This window comes from Pseudoxanthomonas sp. JBR18 (genome assembly GCF_028198165.1).
In the GTDB taxonomy this organism is placed as follows: domain Bacteria; phylum Pseudomonadota; class Gammaproteobacteria; order Xanthomonadales; family Xanthomonadaceae; genus Pseudoxanthomonas_A.
The window spans coordinates 2671742-2686819 of sequence record NZ_CP116339.1; the positions used below are offsets into that span (position 1 = coordinate 2671742).

At 67.1% G+C, this 15078-nt stretch carries 15 protein-coding genes and 4 tRNA genes; 14 read left to right on the top strand and 5 right to left on the bottom strand.

What is annotated here, in order from left to right:
• Positions 1-84: 84 nt before the first annotated feature.
• The 3 genes from PJ250_RS12005 to ychF all read left to right on the top strand — a co-directional run bounded on the left by PJ250_RS12005 (position 85) and on the right by ychF (position 2554).
• A complete protein-coding gene (locus PJ250_RS12005) occupies positions 85-753 on the top strand; it encodes a 50S ribosomal protein L25/general stress protein Ctc (RefSeq protein ID WP_271644785.1) in 669 nt (222 codons plus the stop codon).
• A 54-nt stretch (positions 754-807) separates the two neighbouring features.
• On the top strand, positions 808-1389 hold the full coding sequence (pth, locus tag PJ250_RS12010) for an aminoacyl-tRNA hydrolase (RefSeq protein ID WP_271644786.1): 582 nt from the start codon (positions 808-810) through the stop codon (positions 1387-1389).
• 73 nt (positions 1390-1462) lie between these two features.
• Positions 1463-2554, top strand: coding sequence for a redox-regulated ATPase YchF (gene ychF / locus PJ250_RS12015; protein WP_271644787.1), 1092 nt, complete (start codon positions 1463-1465; stop codon positions 2552-2554).
• A 62-nt stretch (positions 2555-2616) separates the two neighbouring features.
• Here the strand turns inward: ychF and PJ250_RS12020 are convergent, their stop codons facing one another.
• Genes PJ250_RS12020 through PJ250_RS12040 form a run of 5 tightly spaced genes read right to left on the bottom strand, consistent with a single transcriptional unit; the run spans position 2617 to position 9094 of the window.
• Positions 2617-3519, bottom strand: a complete 903-nt coding sequence (locus PJ250_RS12020; protein WP_271648618.1) for a hydroxymethylglutaryl-CoA lyase — start codon at positions 3517-3519, stop codon at positions 2617-2619.
• A 5-nt stretch (positions 3520-3524) separates the two neighbouring features.
• On the bottom strand, positions 3525-5519 hold the full coding sequence (locus tag PJ250_RS12025; protein WP_271644788.1) for an acetyl-CoA carboxylase biotin carboxylase subunit: 1995 nt from the start codon (positions 5517-5519) through the stop codon (positions 3525-3527).
• A 2-nt stretch (positions 5520-5521) separates the two neighbouring features.
• Positions 5522-6307, bottom strand: coding sequence for an enoyl-CoA hydratase/isomerase family protein (locus PJ250_RS12030; RefSeq protein ID WP_271644789.1), 786 nt, complete (start codon positions 6305-6307; stop codon positions 5522-5524).
• A gap of 8 nt (positions 6308-6315) precedes the next feature.
• A complete protein-coding gene (locus PJ250_RS12035; protein WP_271644790.1) occupies positions 6316-7923 on the bottom strand; it encodes a carboxyl transferase domain-containing protein in 1608 nt (535 codons plus the stop codon).
• Positions 7924-7933: 10 nt separating this feature from the next.
• Positions 7934-9094 carry an isovaleryl-CoA dehydrogenase gene (locus tag PJ250_RS12040; RefSeq protein WP_271644791.1) on the bottom strand — a complete coding sequence of 387 codons (1161 nt, stop codon included), beginning with the start codon at positions 9092-9094 and terminating at the stop codon, positions 7934-7936.
• A 312-nt stretch (positions 9095-9406) separates the two neighbouring features.
• Here PJ250_RS12040 and PJ250_RS12045 point away from each other — a divergent pair.
• The 11 genes from PJ250_RS12045 to rplL all read left to right on the top strand — a co-directional run bounded on the left by PJ250_RS12045 (position 9407) and on the right by rplL (position 14833).
• Positions 9407-9492, top strand: a tRNA-Tyr gene (locus PJ250_RS12045).
• 29 nt (positions 9493-9521) lie between these two features.
• Positions 9522-9595, top strand: a tRNA-Gly gene (locus PJ250_RS12050).
• Positions 9596-9648: 53 nt separating this feature from the next.
• Positions 9649-9724 (top strand) — tRNA-Thr (locus PJ250_RS12055).
• A 51-nt stretch (positions 9725-9775) separates the two neighbouring features.
• Positions 9776-10966, top strand: coding sequence for an elongation factor Tu (tuf, locus tag PJ250_RS12060; RefSeq protein ID WP_271644792.1), 1191 nt, complete (start codon positions 9776-9778; stop codon positions 10964-10966).
• Between the two features lie 113 nt (positions 10967-11079).
• Positions 11080-11155 (top strand) — tRNA-Trp (locus tag PJ250_RS12065).
• 62 nt (positions 11156-11217) lie between these two features.
• On the top strand, positions 11218-11613 hold the full coding sequence (gene secE, locus PJ250_RS12070) for a preprotein translocase subunit SecE (RefSeq protein WP_271644793.1): 396 nt from the start codon (positions 11218-11220) through the stop codon (positions 11611-11613).
• Positions 11614-11626: 13 nt separating this feature from the next.
• On the top strand, positions 11627-12184 hold the full coding sequence (gene nusG, locus PJ250_RS12075; protein ID WP_271644794.1) for a transcription termination/antitermination protein NusG: 558 nt from the start codon (positions 11627-11629) through the stop codon (positions 12182-12184).
• Positions 12185-12389: 205 nt separating this feature from the next.
• A complete protein-coding gene (gene rplK / locus PJ250_RS12080; RefSeq protein WP_271644795.1) occupies positions 12390-12818 on the top strand; it encodes a 50S ribosomal protein L11 in 429 nt (142 codons plus the stop codon).
• A 5-nt stretch (positions 12819-12823) separates the two neighbouring features.
• Positions 12824-13522 (top strand): 50S ribosomal protein L1, encoded by a 699-nt coding sequence (gene rplA / locus PJ250_RS12085; protein WP_271644796.1) that lies wholly within the window; start codon positions 12824-12826, stop codon positions 13520-13522.
• 360 nt (positions 13523-13882) lie between these two features.
• On the top strand, positions 13883-14422 hold the full coding sequence (gene rplJ / locus PJ250_RS12090) for a 50S ribosomal protein L10 (protein WP_271644797.1): 540 nt from the start codon (positions 13883-13885) through the stop codon (positions 14420-14422).
• Between the two features lie 42 nt (positions 14423-14464).
• Positions 14465-14833, top strand: coding sequence for a 50S ribosomal protein L7/L12 (rplL, locus tag PJ250_RS12095; protein ID WP_271644798.1), 369 nt, complete (start codon positions 14465-14467; stop codon positions 14831-14833).
• Positions 14834-15078: the final 245 nt, after the last annotated feature.

The following is a 15078-nucleotide window of genomic DNA, read 5'->3' on the forward strand; positions in this document are numbered from 1 at the left end:
GCCTGCCGCAATACGGCTCTCCTGGTCGCGGGGGAGTCGCATCGCCGCCGCGAGGCGGTCTACCAACCAAAGAAGTGAATCAACATGGCTACGACACATGAAATCAACGTGGAGCGCCGCGAGGACGAGGGGAAGGGTGCGAGCCGCCGCCTGCGTCACGCCGGTCGCGTCCCCGCCATCGTCTACGGTGGCGACCTCAAGCCGGTCAGCATCTCGCTGAACCACAACGAAGTCTGGACCGCCAGCCAGCACGACTGGTTCTACTCGTCGATCCTGGACCTGAGCCTCAACGGCGAAGTGCAGAAGGTCCTGCTGCGTGACATGCAGCGCCATCCGTTCAAGCAGCAGATCATGCACCTGGACTTCCAGCGCGTGAACGACAAGGAGACGCTGCGCACCGCCGTGCCGCTGCACTTCCTCAACCAGGACACCTCGCCGGCCGGCAAGTCCTCCGACGTGGTCATCACCCACGAACTCAACGAAGTCGTGGTCGAGTGCCTGCCGTCGGACCTGCCGGAGTTCATCGAGATCGACCTGGCCAAGCTGGCCCTGGGCGACGTGGTCCACCTGTCCGAGCTGAAGCTGCCCAAGGGCGTCGAGATCCCCGAGCTGAAGCTGGGCAAGGAGCACGACGTGGCCGTGGTCATCGCCAAGCACGTCAAGGTCGAGGACGAGTCGGCCGAGGGCGAGGAAGGCAGCACCGACGTGCCGGCCGCCAAGGTCGCCGACGACGGCGCCAAGGACGCCGAGTAACCGGACGCGCCGGGACGGGCCGCAGGCCTGTCCCGGTGGTCTGGCGAACCTTCGATGGAAGGCGTGCGTCTCATCGTCGGGCTGGGCAACCCCGGACCCGAACACCTGCGGACCCGGCACAATGCCGGGTTCCGTTTTGTCGACACCCTCGCGCTGCAGCTGGGCGCGCGGTTCGCCGTGGATGCCAAGCTGTTCGGCGAGACCGCCCAGGCCAGCCTCGGCGGGCAGACGGTACGGCTGCTCAAGCCTGCCACCTTCATGAACCTCTCGGGCAAGTCGGTCGCCGCGGCGCTGCGGTTTTGGAAGATCGAACCCGAGCAGGCGCTGATCGCCCACGACGAGCTGGACATGCCGCCGGGGATCGCCCGGCTGAAGTTCGACGGCGGCCATGGCGGCCAGAACGGCCTGCGCGACACGATGAAATTGCTGGGACACGGGCGCTTTGGCCGGCTGCGCATCGGCATTGGCCATCCCGGCCACAAGGACAAGGTCACCGGCTGGGTGCTGGGCCGACCCAGTGCGGACGATGAGATCCTGATCGGGCGTGCGATCGACGACGCGCTGGACGTGCTGCCCCTGGCAGTGGCCGGCGATTTCAACGAGGCGATGAAACGCCTCAACAGCATCAAGGCGTGAGCCGGCAGCCGCCAGCGGACTGGGCACAGTCCGCTGGCGCTTACCGGATTGCGGTTGCAGGAGTGAGCAAGACATGGGCATCAAATGCGGCATCGTGGGCCTGCCGAACGTCGGCAAGTCGACCCTCTTCAATGCGCTGACCAAGGCGGGCATCGCCGCGGCCAACTTCCCGTTCTGCACCATCGAGCCCAACGTGGGCATCGTGCCGGTGCCGGACCCGCGCCTGGGCGCGCTGTCGGAGATCGTCAAGCCGCAGCGGGTCGTGCCCACGGCGGTGGAATTTGTCGACATCGCCGGCCTGGTCGCCGGTGCGGCCAGCGGTGAAGGCCTGGGCAACAAGTTCCTGGCGCACATCCGCGAGGTCGATGCGATCACCCACGTGGTGCGCTGCTTCGAGAACGACGACGTGATCCACGTCAACAACAAGGTCGACCCGATCTCGGACATCGAGACCATCGACACCGAACTGGCGCTGGCCGACCTGGACAGCGTGGAGAAGGCGCTCAACCGCGCCGAGCGCAGCGCCAAGGGCGGCGACAAGGAGGCCATCGCGCGCAAGCCGGTGCTGGAGAAGCTGCGCAAGGCGCTGGACGACGGCATCCCCGGACGCGGCGCTGGCCTGGACGAGGAAGAAAAGGCGCTGGTGCGCGACCTGTTCCTGCTGACCCTCAAGCCGGTGATGTACATCGCCAACGTGCTGGAGGACGGTTTCGAGAACAACCCGCATCTGGACGCGGTGCGCGCCCGCGCCGAGAAGGAGGGCGCGCAGGTGGTGCCGGTTTCGGCCGCCATCGAGGAAGAGCTCTCGCAGCTGGACGATGCCGACCGCGATGCCTTCCTGACCGACCTGGGCCTGGACGAGCCCGGCCTGAACCGCGTGATCCGTGCCGCCTACCAGCTGCTGGGCCTGCAGACCTACTTCACCGCCGGCGTGCAGGAAGTCCGCGCGTGGACGGTCAAGGCCGGCGCGACCGCGCCCAAGGCCGCGGCGGTCATCCACACCGACTTTGAGAAGGGCTTCATCCGCGCCGAGACCATCGGCTACGACGACTTCATCAAGTACAAGGGCGAGGCCGGTGCCAAGGAAGCCGGGCGCCTGCGCCTGGAGGGCAAGGAGTACAAGGTGCAGGAAGGCGACGTGCTGCACTTCCGCTTCAACGTCTGAGTCGGGCCGCACTGAGGTCGACGCGAAGGCCGCGCACTGCGCGGCCTTTGCGTATCCGGGATTCAACCCAGGCCCTGTCCGGCCAGCGCCTGGGCCACCTTGGAGCGGCTGGGCCGGCCCAGCGCGTGGCTGATGAAGCTGCCGGCAGCCGCCAGCCGATGTAGATCCACGCCGGTCTCGATGCCCAGCCCGTCCAGCAGGTAGAGCAAGTCCTCGCTGGCCACGTTGCCGGCCGCGCCAGGCGCGTACGGGCAGCCGCCCAGCCCGGCCACCGAGCTGTCGAAGGTCGCCACGCCCAGTTGCAGGGCCGCGTGGACGTTGGCCAGGGCCTGGCCCCAGGTGTCGTGGAAGTGGCCGGCCAGGCGTTCGACCGGTACGCGGGCCATCACCGCTTCCAGCATTGCCTGGGTCTTGCCGGGCGTGCCCACGCCGATGGTGTCGCCCAGCGAAATCTCGTGGCAACCCATCGCGTGCAGGGCGGCGGCCACCTCGGCCACCGCGCTGGGCGCGATATCGCCAGCGTAGGGGCAGCCCAGCACGCAGGAGACATAGCCGCGCACCGGGACGCCGGCGTCCTGTGCGGCGCGGGTGACCTCTTCGAAACGCGCCAGGCTCTGGGCTATCGAGCAGTTGATGTTCTTCTGCGAGAAGGCCTCGGAGGCGGCGGCGAACACCGCGACCTCGTCCGCGCCGGCCGCCTGGGCGGCCTGGAACCCGCGCAGGTTGGGCGTGAGCGCCGAATACACGACGCCTGGCCGACGTGGCACGCCGCGCATCACCGCGTCGTGGTCGGCCATCTGCGGCACCCACTTGGGCGAGACGAAGGCCGTGGCCTCGATGTGGCGCAGGCCAGCCTCGGCCAGGCGCGCGATCAGGTCCAGCTTGGTCTGCGTGGTGACGGTGCCGGGCTCGTTCTGCAGGCCATCGCGCGCGCCCATCTCCACCAGTTTCACCTTGGCGGGCAGGGCGCTCACGCGGCGACCTCGAACTCGACCAGTGGCGCCTGGTCGGCCACCAGGTCACCGACCTTGCACAGCAGCGCGGTGACGGTGCCGGCCGCCGGTGCGCTGACCGTGTATTCCATCTTCATGGCTTCCATGACCAGCAACGGGGCGCCGGCAGCAACCTCGGCGCCGGCCTCGGCCATGACCGCGATGATCCGGCCCGGCATGGGCGCCACCAGGCCACCTCGGGTATCGGCGATGCCCGCCTGGTGCGCCAGCGGCACGTATGGCTGCAGGCGGACGCGGGCGTCTGCCGTGATGACCGCCAGCGCCCCCGCGTCGTCAGTTACGACATGTCCCTGCACGGTGTGCGCGCCGGCCGCCAGAAGCAGGTGGTCGTCGTGGACCTCCAGTACGCGCACCGACACACCATCCAGGCGCCAGACACCGCCGGCGTGCTGCTCGACCTGCACGGTGTGGGACGTGCCGTCAGCCTCGTCGAAGCGCAAGCTGCGACGGGCGTGGCCGTTGGCGCGCCAGCCATCGGCGATCGCCCATGGCGAGGACGGATTGCCGGCCGCGGCGGCCAGTGCGGCGGCCTGGCGCTGCTCGGCGAGCAGGACATGCAGGCTGGCGAGGGCCAGCAGTGCCGGGGTCACTGGATCCGGGCGCAGCAGCTCGGCCAGCTCGCGCTCGATCAAGCCGGTGTCATACCCGCCGGCGCGCACCTGCGGGTTGTCCACCAGACGCGACAAGAACGCCAGGTTGTTGCCGACCCCGGCGATTCGGGTCTGGGCCAGGGCGCTGCGCATGCGTGCGAGCGCGCCAGCGCGGGTGCTGTCCCAGGCGATCAGTTTGGCGATCATCGGGTCGTAATCGGCACCGATCATGTCGCCTGCGTCCACGCCCGAATCGACGCGCACATGCGCCGAGGCGGGGGGAAAGGCCAGCTGCTGCAGCGTGCCGGTCGACGGCAGGAAGCCGCGCTCGGGCTGCTCGGCGTACAGGCGCACCTCGATCGCATGGCCGTGCAGGGTGATCTGGTCCTGCGCCAGCGGCAACGGCGCACCTGCCGCTACACGTAGCTGCCATTCGACCAGATCCAGTCCGGTGACCTGCTCGGTCACCGGGTGCTCGACCTGCAGCCGGGTATTCATTTCCATGAAGTAGAACGCGCCGTCGGCATCGACGATGAACTCCACCGTGCCCGCGCCGACATAGCCCACCGCGCGGGCCGCCTCCACGGCGGCCTGGCCGATGGCCGCGCGGAAGGTCGCGCTGATGTCGGGCGCGGGGGCTTCCTCGATCACCTTCTGGTGTCGGCGCTGGGCCGAACAGTCGCGCTCGTAAAGGTGCACCACGCTGCCTTGCGTGTCGCCGAACACCTGCACCTCGATGTGGCGGGGACGCACCAGGTATTTCTCCACCAGCACCCGGTCATCGCCGAAGCTGGCGGACGCTTCGCGCCGGCACGAGGCCAGGGCGGCGTCGAAATCCGTCTCGCGCTCGACCACGCGCATGCCCTTGCCACCGCCGCCGGCGCTGGCCTTGATCAGCACCGGATAGCCGATACGCGCCGCCTCCGCGCGCAGCAGCGCAGGGGTTTGGTCGTCGCCGTGATAACCAGGGACCAGGGGCACTCCGGCGGCCTGCATCAGCGCCTTGGCCGCCGATTTGGAGCCCATCGCCTCGATGGCCGCCACCGGCGGTCCGACGAAGACCAGTCCGGCCTGCTGACAGGCGCGGGCGAAGTCCGCGTTCTCCGACAGGAAGCCATAGCCGGGATGGACGGCCTGCGCGCCGGTGGCGCGCGCGGCCTCGACGACCCTGTCCGCGCGCAGGTAGCTCTCGCGCGCCGCCGCCGGGCCGATGCACACCGCCTCGTCTGCCAGACGCACATGCCGCGCGTTGGCGTCGGCCTCGGAATACACCGCGACGGTGGCAATGCCCAACCGCTTGCAGGTGGCGATGACGCGGCAGGCGATTTCGCCGCGGTTGGCGATCAGAAGTTTGCCGAACACCGTCAGGACCTCCAGTCCGGGGCACGTTTGTCGAAGAACGCGGCGATGCCTGCGCGCGCCTCGGCGCTGCCGCGGGCACGCGCGATGCGGGTGGTGGTGTCGTCGATCAGCGCCGGGTCGATGCCGCGCCCGGCCACGTCGGCGACCAGGCGTTTGCAGTCGGCCTGGGCCTGCGGCGCGCCGGCGAGCAGGTCCTCGGCCAAGGCCTGCACGCGCGCGTCCAGGGTGTCCGCCTCGCATACCTCATGCAGCAACCCGAGTCGCAGTGCCTGGGCCGCGTCGAAGCGCTCGCCGGTGAGGAAATAGCGTTGCGCCGCACGCGCGCCGATCGCGCGGATCACGTAGGGGCTGATCGTGGCCGGAATCAGGCCCAGTCGCACTTCGGTCGTGCCAAAGCGCGCCTCGGGTGTGGCGATGGCGATGTCGCAGGCGGCCACCAGCCCGGTGCCGCCGGCCAGGGCCGCGCCGTGCACGCGGGCGATGGTTGGCTTGGACAGGCCGGCGAGCGTGGCCAGCATCGTCGCCAGCGCGCCGGCATCGCACAGGTTGTCCTCGTGGCTGAAACCGGCCATGCGCCGCATCCAGTCCAGGTCGCCGCCGGCGCAGAAGCTCTTGCCATGCCCGGCCAGCACGACGACGCGCACGGCCGAATCAGCGTCGGCGGCGCGCAGCGCCTCGGTGAGCGCGGCGATCAGGTGTTCGTCGAAGGCGTTGTGCACCTCGGGCCGGTTGAGCCAGAGGGTCAGCGTCGCGCCGCGGTGTTCGCATTGGAGAAGGGAAGCGTCCATGGCCGGCCTTACATGCGGAACACGCCGAAGCGCGTGTCGGAGATGGGGGCATGGGCGGCGGCCGCCAGACCCAGGCCGAGCAGGCGGCGGGTCTGGGCCGGATCGACGATGCCGTCGTCCCACAGCCGCGCGCTGGCGTAGTACGGATCGGATTGCGCCTCGAATTGCTCGCGGATCGGCTGTTTGAACGCGTCCTCGTCCTCGGCGGCCCATGTCTTGCCCTGGGCTTCAAGCCCGTCGCGGCGCACGGTCGCCAGGACGCTGGCGGCCTGTTCGCCACCCATGACCGAAATACGCGAATTCGGCCAGCTCCACAGGAACCGCGGCGAATACGCGCGACCGCACATCCCGTAATTGCCTGCGCCGTAGGAGCCGCCGATCAGCACGGTGAACTTGGGCACGGCCGTGGTCGCCACCGCCGTGACCAGCTTGGCGCCGTCCTTGGCGATGCCGCCATTTTCATAGGCCCGGCCGACCATGAAGCCGGTGATGTTCTGCAGGAACACCAGGGGAATCCCGCGCTGCGAGCACAGCTCGACGAAATGCGCGCCCTTGAGCGCGCTTTCGGAAAACAGGATGCCGTTGTTGGCCACGATGCCCACCGGATAGCCGTGGATATGGGCGAAGCCGGTCACCAGCGTGGTGCCGTACCGCGCCTTGAACTCATCCAGCCGCGAGCCGTCGACGATGCGTGCGATGACTTCGCGCACGTCGTAGGGCTTGCGCGTGTCGGCGGGGATCACGCCGTACACCTCGGCCGGGTCGTAGCGCGGTTCCTCGACCGCCTGTGGCACCAGCGCCGGCGGGCGGCGCGGGCCGAGGTGGCCGACGATGTCGCGCAACAGGGCCAGGGCGTGGTGATCGTTTTCGGCCAGGTGGTCGGCCACGCCGGACAGGCGGGTATGCACGTCCGCGCCGCCCAGATCCTCGGCACTGACCACCTCGCCGGTGGCGGCCTTCACCAGCGGCGGGCCCCCCAGGAAGATCGTGCCCTGGCCCTGCACGATGATGGTCTCATCGCTCATCGCCGGCACGTAGGCGCCGCCAGCGGTGCATGAGCCCATCACGCAGGCGATCTGCGGGATGCCGGCAGCCGAGAGCTGGGCCTGGTTGTAGAAGATCCGGCCGAAGTGCTCGCGATCGGGGAACACCTCGTCCTGCATCGGCAGGAACGCGCCGCCCGAATCGACCAGATACAGGCAGGGCAGGTGGTTTTCTCGGGCGATCTCCTGCGCGCGCAGGTGCTTCTTGACCGTCATCGGGTAATAGGTACCGCCCTTGACCGTGGCGTCGTTGGCCAGGATCACGCACTCGCGCCCCTGCACGCGGCCGATGCCGCCGACTACCCCGGCGCAGGGCACCTGGTCCTCGTACATGCCGTGGGCGGCCAGCGGGGCCAGTTCCAGGAACGGCGCGCCGGGGTCGAGCAGGGTGTCGATGCGCTCGCGCGCCAGGAGTTTGCCGCGCCCGGTGTGTCTGGCGCGGGCAGCCTCGCTGCCCCCCCGCGCCGTGAGGGCCACACGCTCGCGCAGGGTGTCGACCTGGGCCTGCAGGGCCGTGCGATTGGCCTGGAACGCCGCATCGTCGGTCCGCAATTTCGAAACAATCACGCCCATGCCGATGTCCTTAAGCCTTGGTTCCGACCAGCTCGCGGCCGATCAGCATGCGCCGGATCTCCGACGTGCCCGCGCCGATCTCGTACAGCTTGGCATCGCGCCACAGGCGGCCGGTGGGGTATTCGTTGATGTAGCCGTTGCCGCCCAGGGCCTGGATGGCCTGGCCGGCCATCCAAGTGGCCTTCTCGGCGCTGTAGAGGATCGCCCCGGCCGCATCCTTGCGCGTGGTTTCGCCGCGGTCACAGGCCTTGGCCACCGCGTACACGTAGGCGCGGCAGGCGTTGAAGCCGACGTACATGTCGGCCAGCTTGCCCTGCATCAGCTCGAACTCGCCGATCGGCCGACCGAACTGACGACGTTCGCGCACGTAGGGCAGCACCGCGTCCAGGCTGGCAGCCATGATGCCCAGCGGGCCCCCGGAGAGCACGATGCGCTCGTAGTCCAGGCCGGACATCAGCACCTTCACGCCCTGGTTGAGACCGCCCAGGATGTTCTCCTCGGGGACCTCGCAGTCGTTGAACACCAGTTCGCAGGTGTTGGACCCGCGCATGCCCAGCTTGTCCAGCTTCTGTGCGGTGGAAAATCCCTTGAAACCACGCTCGACGATGAAGGCGGTGATCCCGCGCGGACCGGCCTGCGGATCGGTCTTGGCGTAGACCACCAGCGTGTGCGCATCCGGCCCGTTGGTGATCCACATCTTGCTGCCGTTGAGCACGTAGCAATCTCCGTGCTTGTCCGCACGCAATTTCATGCCCACCACGTCAGAGCCCGCACCGGCCTCGCTCATCGCCAGCGCGCCGATGTGCTCGCCGCTCACCAACCCTGGCAGATAGCGTGACTTCTGTTGCGCCGTGCCGTTCTTGCGCAGCTGGTTCACGCACAGGTTGGAATGGGCTCCGTAGGACAGCCCAATGGCTGAGCAGGCGCGGGAGATTTCCTCCATGGCCACCACGTGGGCCAGATACCCCAAGCCGCTGCCGCCGTACTCCTCCTCCACGGTCAGGCCCAGCAGGCCCATCTCGCCCAGTTGGGGCCACAGCGCGTTGGGAAACGCGTTGTCGCGGTCGGCCGTGTCAGCCAGTGGCGCGATGATGCGGGAGGCGAAATCGCGCACGGCACTGCGCAGTTGGTCGATGTCTTCACCGAGGTCGAAACTGAAATCCGGGCTCATGAGGTCCTGTTGGATCGTGCGCCACACGGAGTGCGGCGGGGCAAAAGCGGGGCAGGCTGACGTGCGCGCCGGCAAGGTGCACGCTGCGGGGCAGCATCAAGGTGCTTCCCGTCGGCGCGGTTGCCTGCCACAATGCGCGCCCCCACGGCCGGCCGCCGTGAGGACTCGCCTCCAAGGCGAGGATGCGTCCGCTTCGGGCGCAGCGGTGGGCCTGGTGGAAAATCGCGCGCAGTCGTTGACAGCCCGCGGATCTCACGCCAGAATCACCGGCTGTTTCACCCCGGCCCGAAAGGCCGGACACAAGCGTCATCCGGAGGGATACCCAAGCGGCCAACGGGGGCAGACTGTAAATCTGCTGGCTTACGCCTTCGGTGGTTCGAATCCACCTCCCTCCACCAAGCGTTTCGTGTTGTTGCGGTGCCCCGGCGCGGGAGTAGTTCAACGGTAGAACCTCAGCCTTCCAAGCTGATGGTGCGGGTTCGATTCCCGTCTCCCGCTCCATTGAACATCTGCTCCATCGTCGCCAGTTGTATCGCGGCAACGCCAGGTTTCACGCTCACGTAGCTCAGTCGGTAGAGCACCTCCTTGGTAAGGAGGAGGTCGAAGGTTCGATTCCTTTCGTGAGCACCATCCAAGCAGTACGTTTCATCCTCTTATCTAACGATCCGAGAATAAGCAGCCATGGCAAAGGGTAAGTTCGAGCGCACCAAGCCGCACGTGAACGTGGGCACCATCGGTCACGTTGACCATGGCAAGACCACGCTGACCGCCGCACTGACCAAGGTGGGTGCTGAGCGTTTCGGTGGCGAGTTCAAGGACTATTCGTCGATCGATGCGGCGCCGGAAGAGAAGGCGCGCGGCATCACGATCTCCACGGCGCACGTGGAATACGAATCGGACAACCGCCACTACGCCCACGTGGACTGCCCGGGCCACGCCGACTACGTGAAGAACATGATCACCGGTGCGGCCCAGATGGATGGCGCGATCCTGGTGTGCTCGGCCGCCGACGGCCCGATGCCGCAGACCCGCGAGCACATCCTGCTGTCGCGTCAGGTCGGCGTGCCGTACATCGTCGTGTTCCTGAACAAGGCCGACATGGTGGACGACGCCGAGCTGCTCGAGCTGGTGGAAATGGAAGTGCGCGAGCTGCTGAGCAAGTACGACTTCCCGGGCGATGACACCCCGATCATCCACGGTTCGGCCCGCCTGGCGCTGGAAGGCGACCAGAGCGAGATCGGCGTGCCGGCGATCCTGAAGCTGGTCGAGGCGCTGGACACCTTCATCCCGACGCCCGAGCGCGACGTGGACAAGACCTTCCTGATGCCGGTGGAAGACGTGTTCTCGATCTCCGGCCGCGGCACCGTGGTGACCGGTCGTATCGAGCGCGGTGTGATCAAGGTGGGCGAGGAAATCGAGATCGTCGGTATCCGCCCGACCCAGAAGACCACCGTGACCGGCGTGGAAATGTTCCGCAAGCTGCTGGACCAGGGCCAGGCAGGCGACAACGCCGGTCTGCTGCTGCGCGGCACCAAGCGTGACGACGTCGAGCGCGGCCAGGTGCTGGCCAAGCCGGGTTCGATCACCCCGCACACCGAGTTCGAGGCCGAGGTGTACGTGCTGTCCAAGGACGAGGGTGGCCGTCATACCCCGTTCTTCAAGGGCTACCGTCCGCAGTTCTACTTCCGCACCACCGACATCACCGGTGCGATCGAGCTGCCGGAAGGCACCGAGATGGTGATGCCGGGCGACAACGTGAAGATGAAGGTCACCCTGATCAACCCGGTGGCGATGGACGACGGCCTGCGCTTCGCGATCCGCGAAGGTGGTCGTACGGTCGGCGCCGGCGTGGTGGCCAAGGTCATCAAGTAAGCTTTAGGTCCAGCGATCCGGCGATCCCGCATCGCCGGAAGTGACGCGAATGGCGGGCCGGGAACCTCGGTCCGCCTTCGCCGTCTAAGGGCAACACTTTCAGCAGGTTCCGTACGCCAGTAGCTCAATTGGCAGAGCAGCGGTCTCCAAAACCGCAGGTTGGGGGTTCGAGTCCCTCCTGGCGTGCCACTGCCCCGTAAGTTCCGTCGCCGCAGGCGGCGGCGCAGTGCAAGGCGGCACACCCGACTTCAATGAACAGCAAGATCCAACAATCCAAGACGGCGACAGGTACGTCCGGTGGCGATATCGCCAAGTACGTGGCGGCGGCCGCGCTGGTGGTGGCTGGGCTGGTGGTGTGGTGGTGGTTCGCCGGACAGTGGGCCACGCCGTTGCGTGCGCTGGCCGTCGTGGTCGGTCTGGTGGCCGGTGCCGCGGTCTTCATCGCGACCGCCAAGGGCAAGGACACGGTCGAGTTCCTGTCCGAGTCGCGTTTCGAGCTGCGCAAAGTCGTGTGGCCAACCCGTCAAGAATCGCTGCGGATGACCTGGGTGGTCATGGTGGTCGTGGTGATCCTCAGCCTGATTCTGGCGGGCTTCGATTTCGTCATCCAATGGATGGTCGAGAAACTGTTCACGATGGGCCGTTGAGGAGAGCGTCGCAGTGAAGCGTTGGTACGTGGTACATGCCTATTCAGGCTTCGAGAAGTCCGTGGCGCAGGCGCTGCGCGACCGCATCGTGCGCGATGGCATGGAAGAGCGCTTCGGCGACGTGCTGGTCCCGACCGAAGAGGTCGTGGAAATGCGTGCCGGCCAGAAGCGGCGTTCCGAGCGCAAGTTCTTTCCCGGCTACGTGCTGGTCCAGATCGAGACCCAGGACGAGGCCGGCATTCCGCGCATCGACAACGAGTCCTGGCATCTGGTGAAGGACACCAACAAGGTGCTGGGCTTCATTGGCGGCACGGCCGATCGCCCGCTCCCGATTCGCGACGAAGAGGCGGCCGCCATCCTGGATCGTGTTCAGGAAGGTGTCGAAAAGCCCCGGCCCAAGGTGCTGTTCGAGCCCGGCGAGATGGTGCGCGTGGTCGATGGCCCGTTCAACGACTTCAACGGCGTGGTCGAGGAAGTCAATTACGAGAAGAGCCGCCTGCGCGTGGCCGTGCTCATCTTCGGCCGCTCGACCCCGGTGGAGCTGGAATTCGGCCAGGTCGAAAAGGCCTGAATTCCCCTGGCCTCTGGCGCGTTGCGCGAGAGGCCTCAAAACCTGCTATAGTGCGCGGCTCCCTGTCCGGTCGAGCCGGGCATCCGCACTGGCCGCCCGCGAGGGCGGCCTTTCGCGCGACGAGAAACGCGATGTCGGGACGCGTGATTTTCCCGATCCGATGGGGAGCCTGTCTTCCAGGCGCTAGCACCCGGAGAGCATTGAAATGGCAAAGAAAGTCATTGGTTACATCAAGCTGCAGGTGAAGGCCGGTCAGGCCAATCCCTCGCCGCCGGTCGGTCCTGCGCTGGGTCAGCGCGGCCTGAACATCATGGAGTTCTGCAAGGCGTTCAACGCCGCCACGCAGAAGCTCGAGCCGGGTCTGCCGATTCCGGTGGTGATCACCGCCTATTCGGACCGTACCTTCACCTTCATCACCAAGACGCCGCCGGCGTCGATCCTGCTGAAGAAGGCCGTGGGCATCCAGTCCGGTTCCAAGCGTCCGAACACCGAAAAGGTGGGCAAGGTCACCCGGGCCCAGCTGGAAGAGATCGCCAAGGCGAAGGAGCCCGACCTGACGGCGGCCGACCTGGACGCCGCGGTGCGTACGATTGCGGGCTCGGCCCGTTCCATGGGTCTGACGGTCGAGGGCTAAAGACAATGGCAATGAACAAGCGACAGAAGGCCATCCTGGCCGCCGTGGCCCCGGGCAAGGCCTACGCCGTTGACGAGGCCCTGCAGATCCTGAAGGGCGCCGTGAAGGCCAAGTTCGTCGAGTCCATCGACGTGGCCGTCCGCCTGGGCGTGGACGCGAAGAAGTCCGACCAGCAGGTGCGCGGTTCGACCGTGCTGCCCGCCGGTACCGGCAAGTCGGTCCGCGTGGCCGTGTTCGCCCCGGCTGGCGCGAAGGCCGACGAGGCCCTGGCTGCCGGCGCCGAAGCGGTCGGCATGGACGACCTGGCCGAGAAGATGCAGGCCGGCGATCTGAACTACGACGTGGTCATCGCCACCCCGGACGCCATGCGCGTGGTGGGTAAGCTGGGCCAGCTCCTGGGTCCGCGCGGCCTGATGCCGAACCCCAAGGTCGGCACCGTGTCCCCGAATCCGGCCGAAGCGGTGAAGAATGCCAAGTCCGGTCAGGTGCGCTACCGCACCGACAAGGCGGGCATCATCCACTGCACCATCGGCAAGGCGTCCTTCGAGGACGACGCGCTGAAGACCAACCTGCAGGCGCTGCTGGCCGACCTGGTGAAGGCCAAGCCGTCCACCGCCAAGGGTCAGTACCTGCAGAAGATCTCGCTCAGCTCGACCATGGGCCCCGGCGTGACCGTGGACCAGTCCTCGCTGAGCCTGAAGTAATGCTGTAACCGGTGGCGGGGCGACCTGCCACCGGGGTTGTGCTTGAGGGCGATCGGAGGGCTGCAAGGCCCGAAGAAAGCCGTCAAAGACCGCAGGTGCGGTCAGCGCGCTCCGACGACGGGCAGGGAAGCTCGGTCCTGGCAAGGATTCGGCGTCGGCGTTAGCGGGACTGCTTGATTGGCTTGATGCCAGCCCGCGCAGATGGTGCCGCCTTCATCGGTTTTTCTGGTTTCCCGTTTCGGGGGCCGGGTGATAAGGCCACCAGTTGGGATGCGAAGGCATCCCCGGCGTCCAGGATGGATGCTGCCCTGGACCGCAAACGGCAGGAGCCGTGAGCGGAGTTCACAAGAGGAGTGATTAATGGCTCTCAATCTGTCCCAGAAGCAAGAAGTTGTCGCCGAGCTGGCAGAAGTCGCCGCCAAGGCGCACTCCTTGATCGCCGCCGAGTACGCAGGCACCACGGTCTCCCAGATGACCGCGATGCGCAAGCAGGCGCGCGAGTCCGGCGTGTACCTGCGGGTCGTCAAGAACACCTTGGCCGCCCGTGCAGTGGAAGGTACCGAATACGAGTGCACCAAGGACTCGTTGGTCGGCCCGCTGCTGTACGCGTTCTCGACCGAGGAGCCCGGCGCCGCCGGTCGCCTGATCAAGGAATTCGCCAAGAGCAACGACAAGCTGCAGGCCAAGGTGGTCGCCGTCGGTGGCCAGCTGTACCCGGCCAGCCACGTCGACGTGCTGGCTTCGCTGCCCACGCTCGACCAGGCCCTGGCCATGGTGGCCCGTGCGCTGGCCGAACCCGCCACGATGTTCGCCCGCGCCGTCAAGGCCGTGGCCGACAAGCAGGGCGGTGGCGACGAAGCAGCGCCGGCCGAGGCAGAAGCCCCGGCTGAAACGGCTTAATTCCCGTAACCCATTCCAGAATATTGACCGAAGGTAATCACAATGTCCCTGTCCAACGAACAGATCGTCGACGCCATCGCTGAAAAGACCCTCATGGAAGTCATGGAGCTGGTCAAGGCGATCGAAGACAAGTTCGGCGTCTCCGCCGCCGCCCCGGTTGCCGTGGCTGCCGCCGCCGGCCCGGCCGCTGCCGTCGAAGAGCAGACCGAGTTCAACGTCGTGCTGAAGGAAGCCGGCGCCAAGAAGGTCGACGTCATCAAGGCTGTCCGCGCCATCACCGGCCTGGGCCTGAAGGAAGCCAAGGACCTCACCGAGGCCGGTGGCGTCCTGAAGGAAGGCCTGTCGAAGGAAGACGCCGAGAAGGCAAAGAAGGACCTCGAGGCCGCTGGCGCGACCGTCGAGCTGAAGTAATCAAAATCCGTCGCCTTAGTTCCATCGGCGACATCCAAAGGCCGGGGGCGAAAGCCCCTGGCCTTCGGTCGTTGTTGAAGTGCGGTAGGCGGTACACAACTAGCAGTCGTAGTTTCGCCATCCAAGCGGTGGCCAAAAATCCACGAGTTGGTAGTTGGAAGTAGCGGGAGATGGCGTGCTGGTGCCGGCAATACCAGCGACTTCCAACTGACAGTTCTTCCCATTCGAAAGAATGTTCCCCGGGG

Bases quoted from the DNA above. Each gene is read 5' to 3' on its own strand.
- PJ250_RS12035 (WP_271644790.1), bottom strand. From the start codon at position 7,923: ATGGGCGTGATTGTTTCGAAATTGCGGACCGACGATGCGGCGTTCCAG.
- tuf (WP_271644792.1), top strand. From the start codon at position 9,776: ATGGCAAAGGGTAAGTTCGAGCGCACCAAGCCGCACGTGAACGTGGGC.
- secE (WP_271644793.1), top strand. From the start codon at position 11,218: ATGAACAGCAAGATCCAACAATCCAAGACGGCGACAGGTACGTCCGGT.
- PJ250_RS12030 (WP_271644789.1), bottom strand. From the start codon at position 6,307: ATGGACGCTTCCCTTCTCCAATGCGAACACCGCGGCGCGACGCTGACC.
- rplL (WP_271644798.1), top strand. From the start codon at position 14,465: ATGTCCCTGTCCAACGAACAGATCGTCGACGCCATCGCTGAAAAGACC.
- PJ250_RS12005 (WP_271644785.1), top strand. From the start codon at position 85: ATGGCTACGACACATGAAATCAACGTGGAGCGCCGCGAGGACGAGGGG.
- ychF (WP_271644787.1), top strand. From the start codon at position 1,463: ATGGGCATCAAATGCGGCATCGTGGGCCTGCCGAACGTCGGCAAGTCG.
- rplK (WP_271644795.1), top strand. From the start codon at position 12,390: ATGGCAAAGAAAGTCATTGGTTACATCAAGCTGCAGGTGAAGGCCGGT.
- PJ250_RS12040 (WP_271644791.1), bottom strand. From the start codon at position 9,094: ATGAGCCCGGATTTCAGTTTCGACCTCGGTGAAGACATCGACCAACTG.
- rplJ (WP_271644797.1), top strand. From the start codon at position 13,883: ATGGCTCTCAATCTGTCCCAGAAGCAAGAAGTTGTCGCCGAGCTGGCA.
- rplA (WP_271644796.1), top strand. From the start codon at position 12,824: ATGGCAATGAACAAGCGACAGAAGGCCATCCTGGCCGCCGTGGCCCCG.
- pth (WP_271644786.1), top strand. From the start codon at position 808: ATGGAAGGCGTGCGTCTCATCGTCGGGCTGGGCAACCCCGGACCCGAA.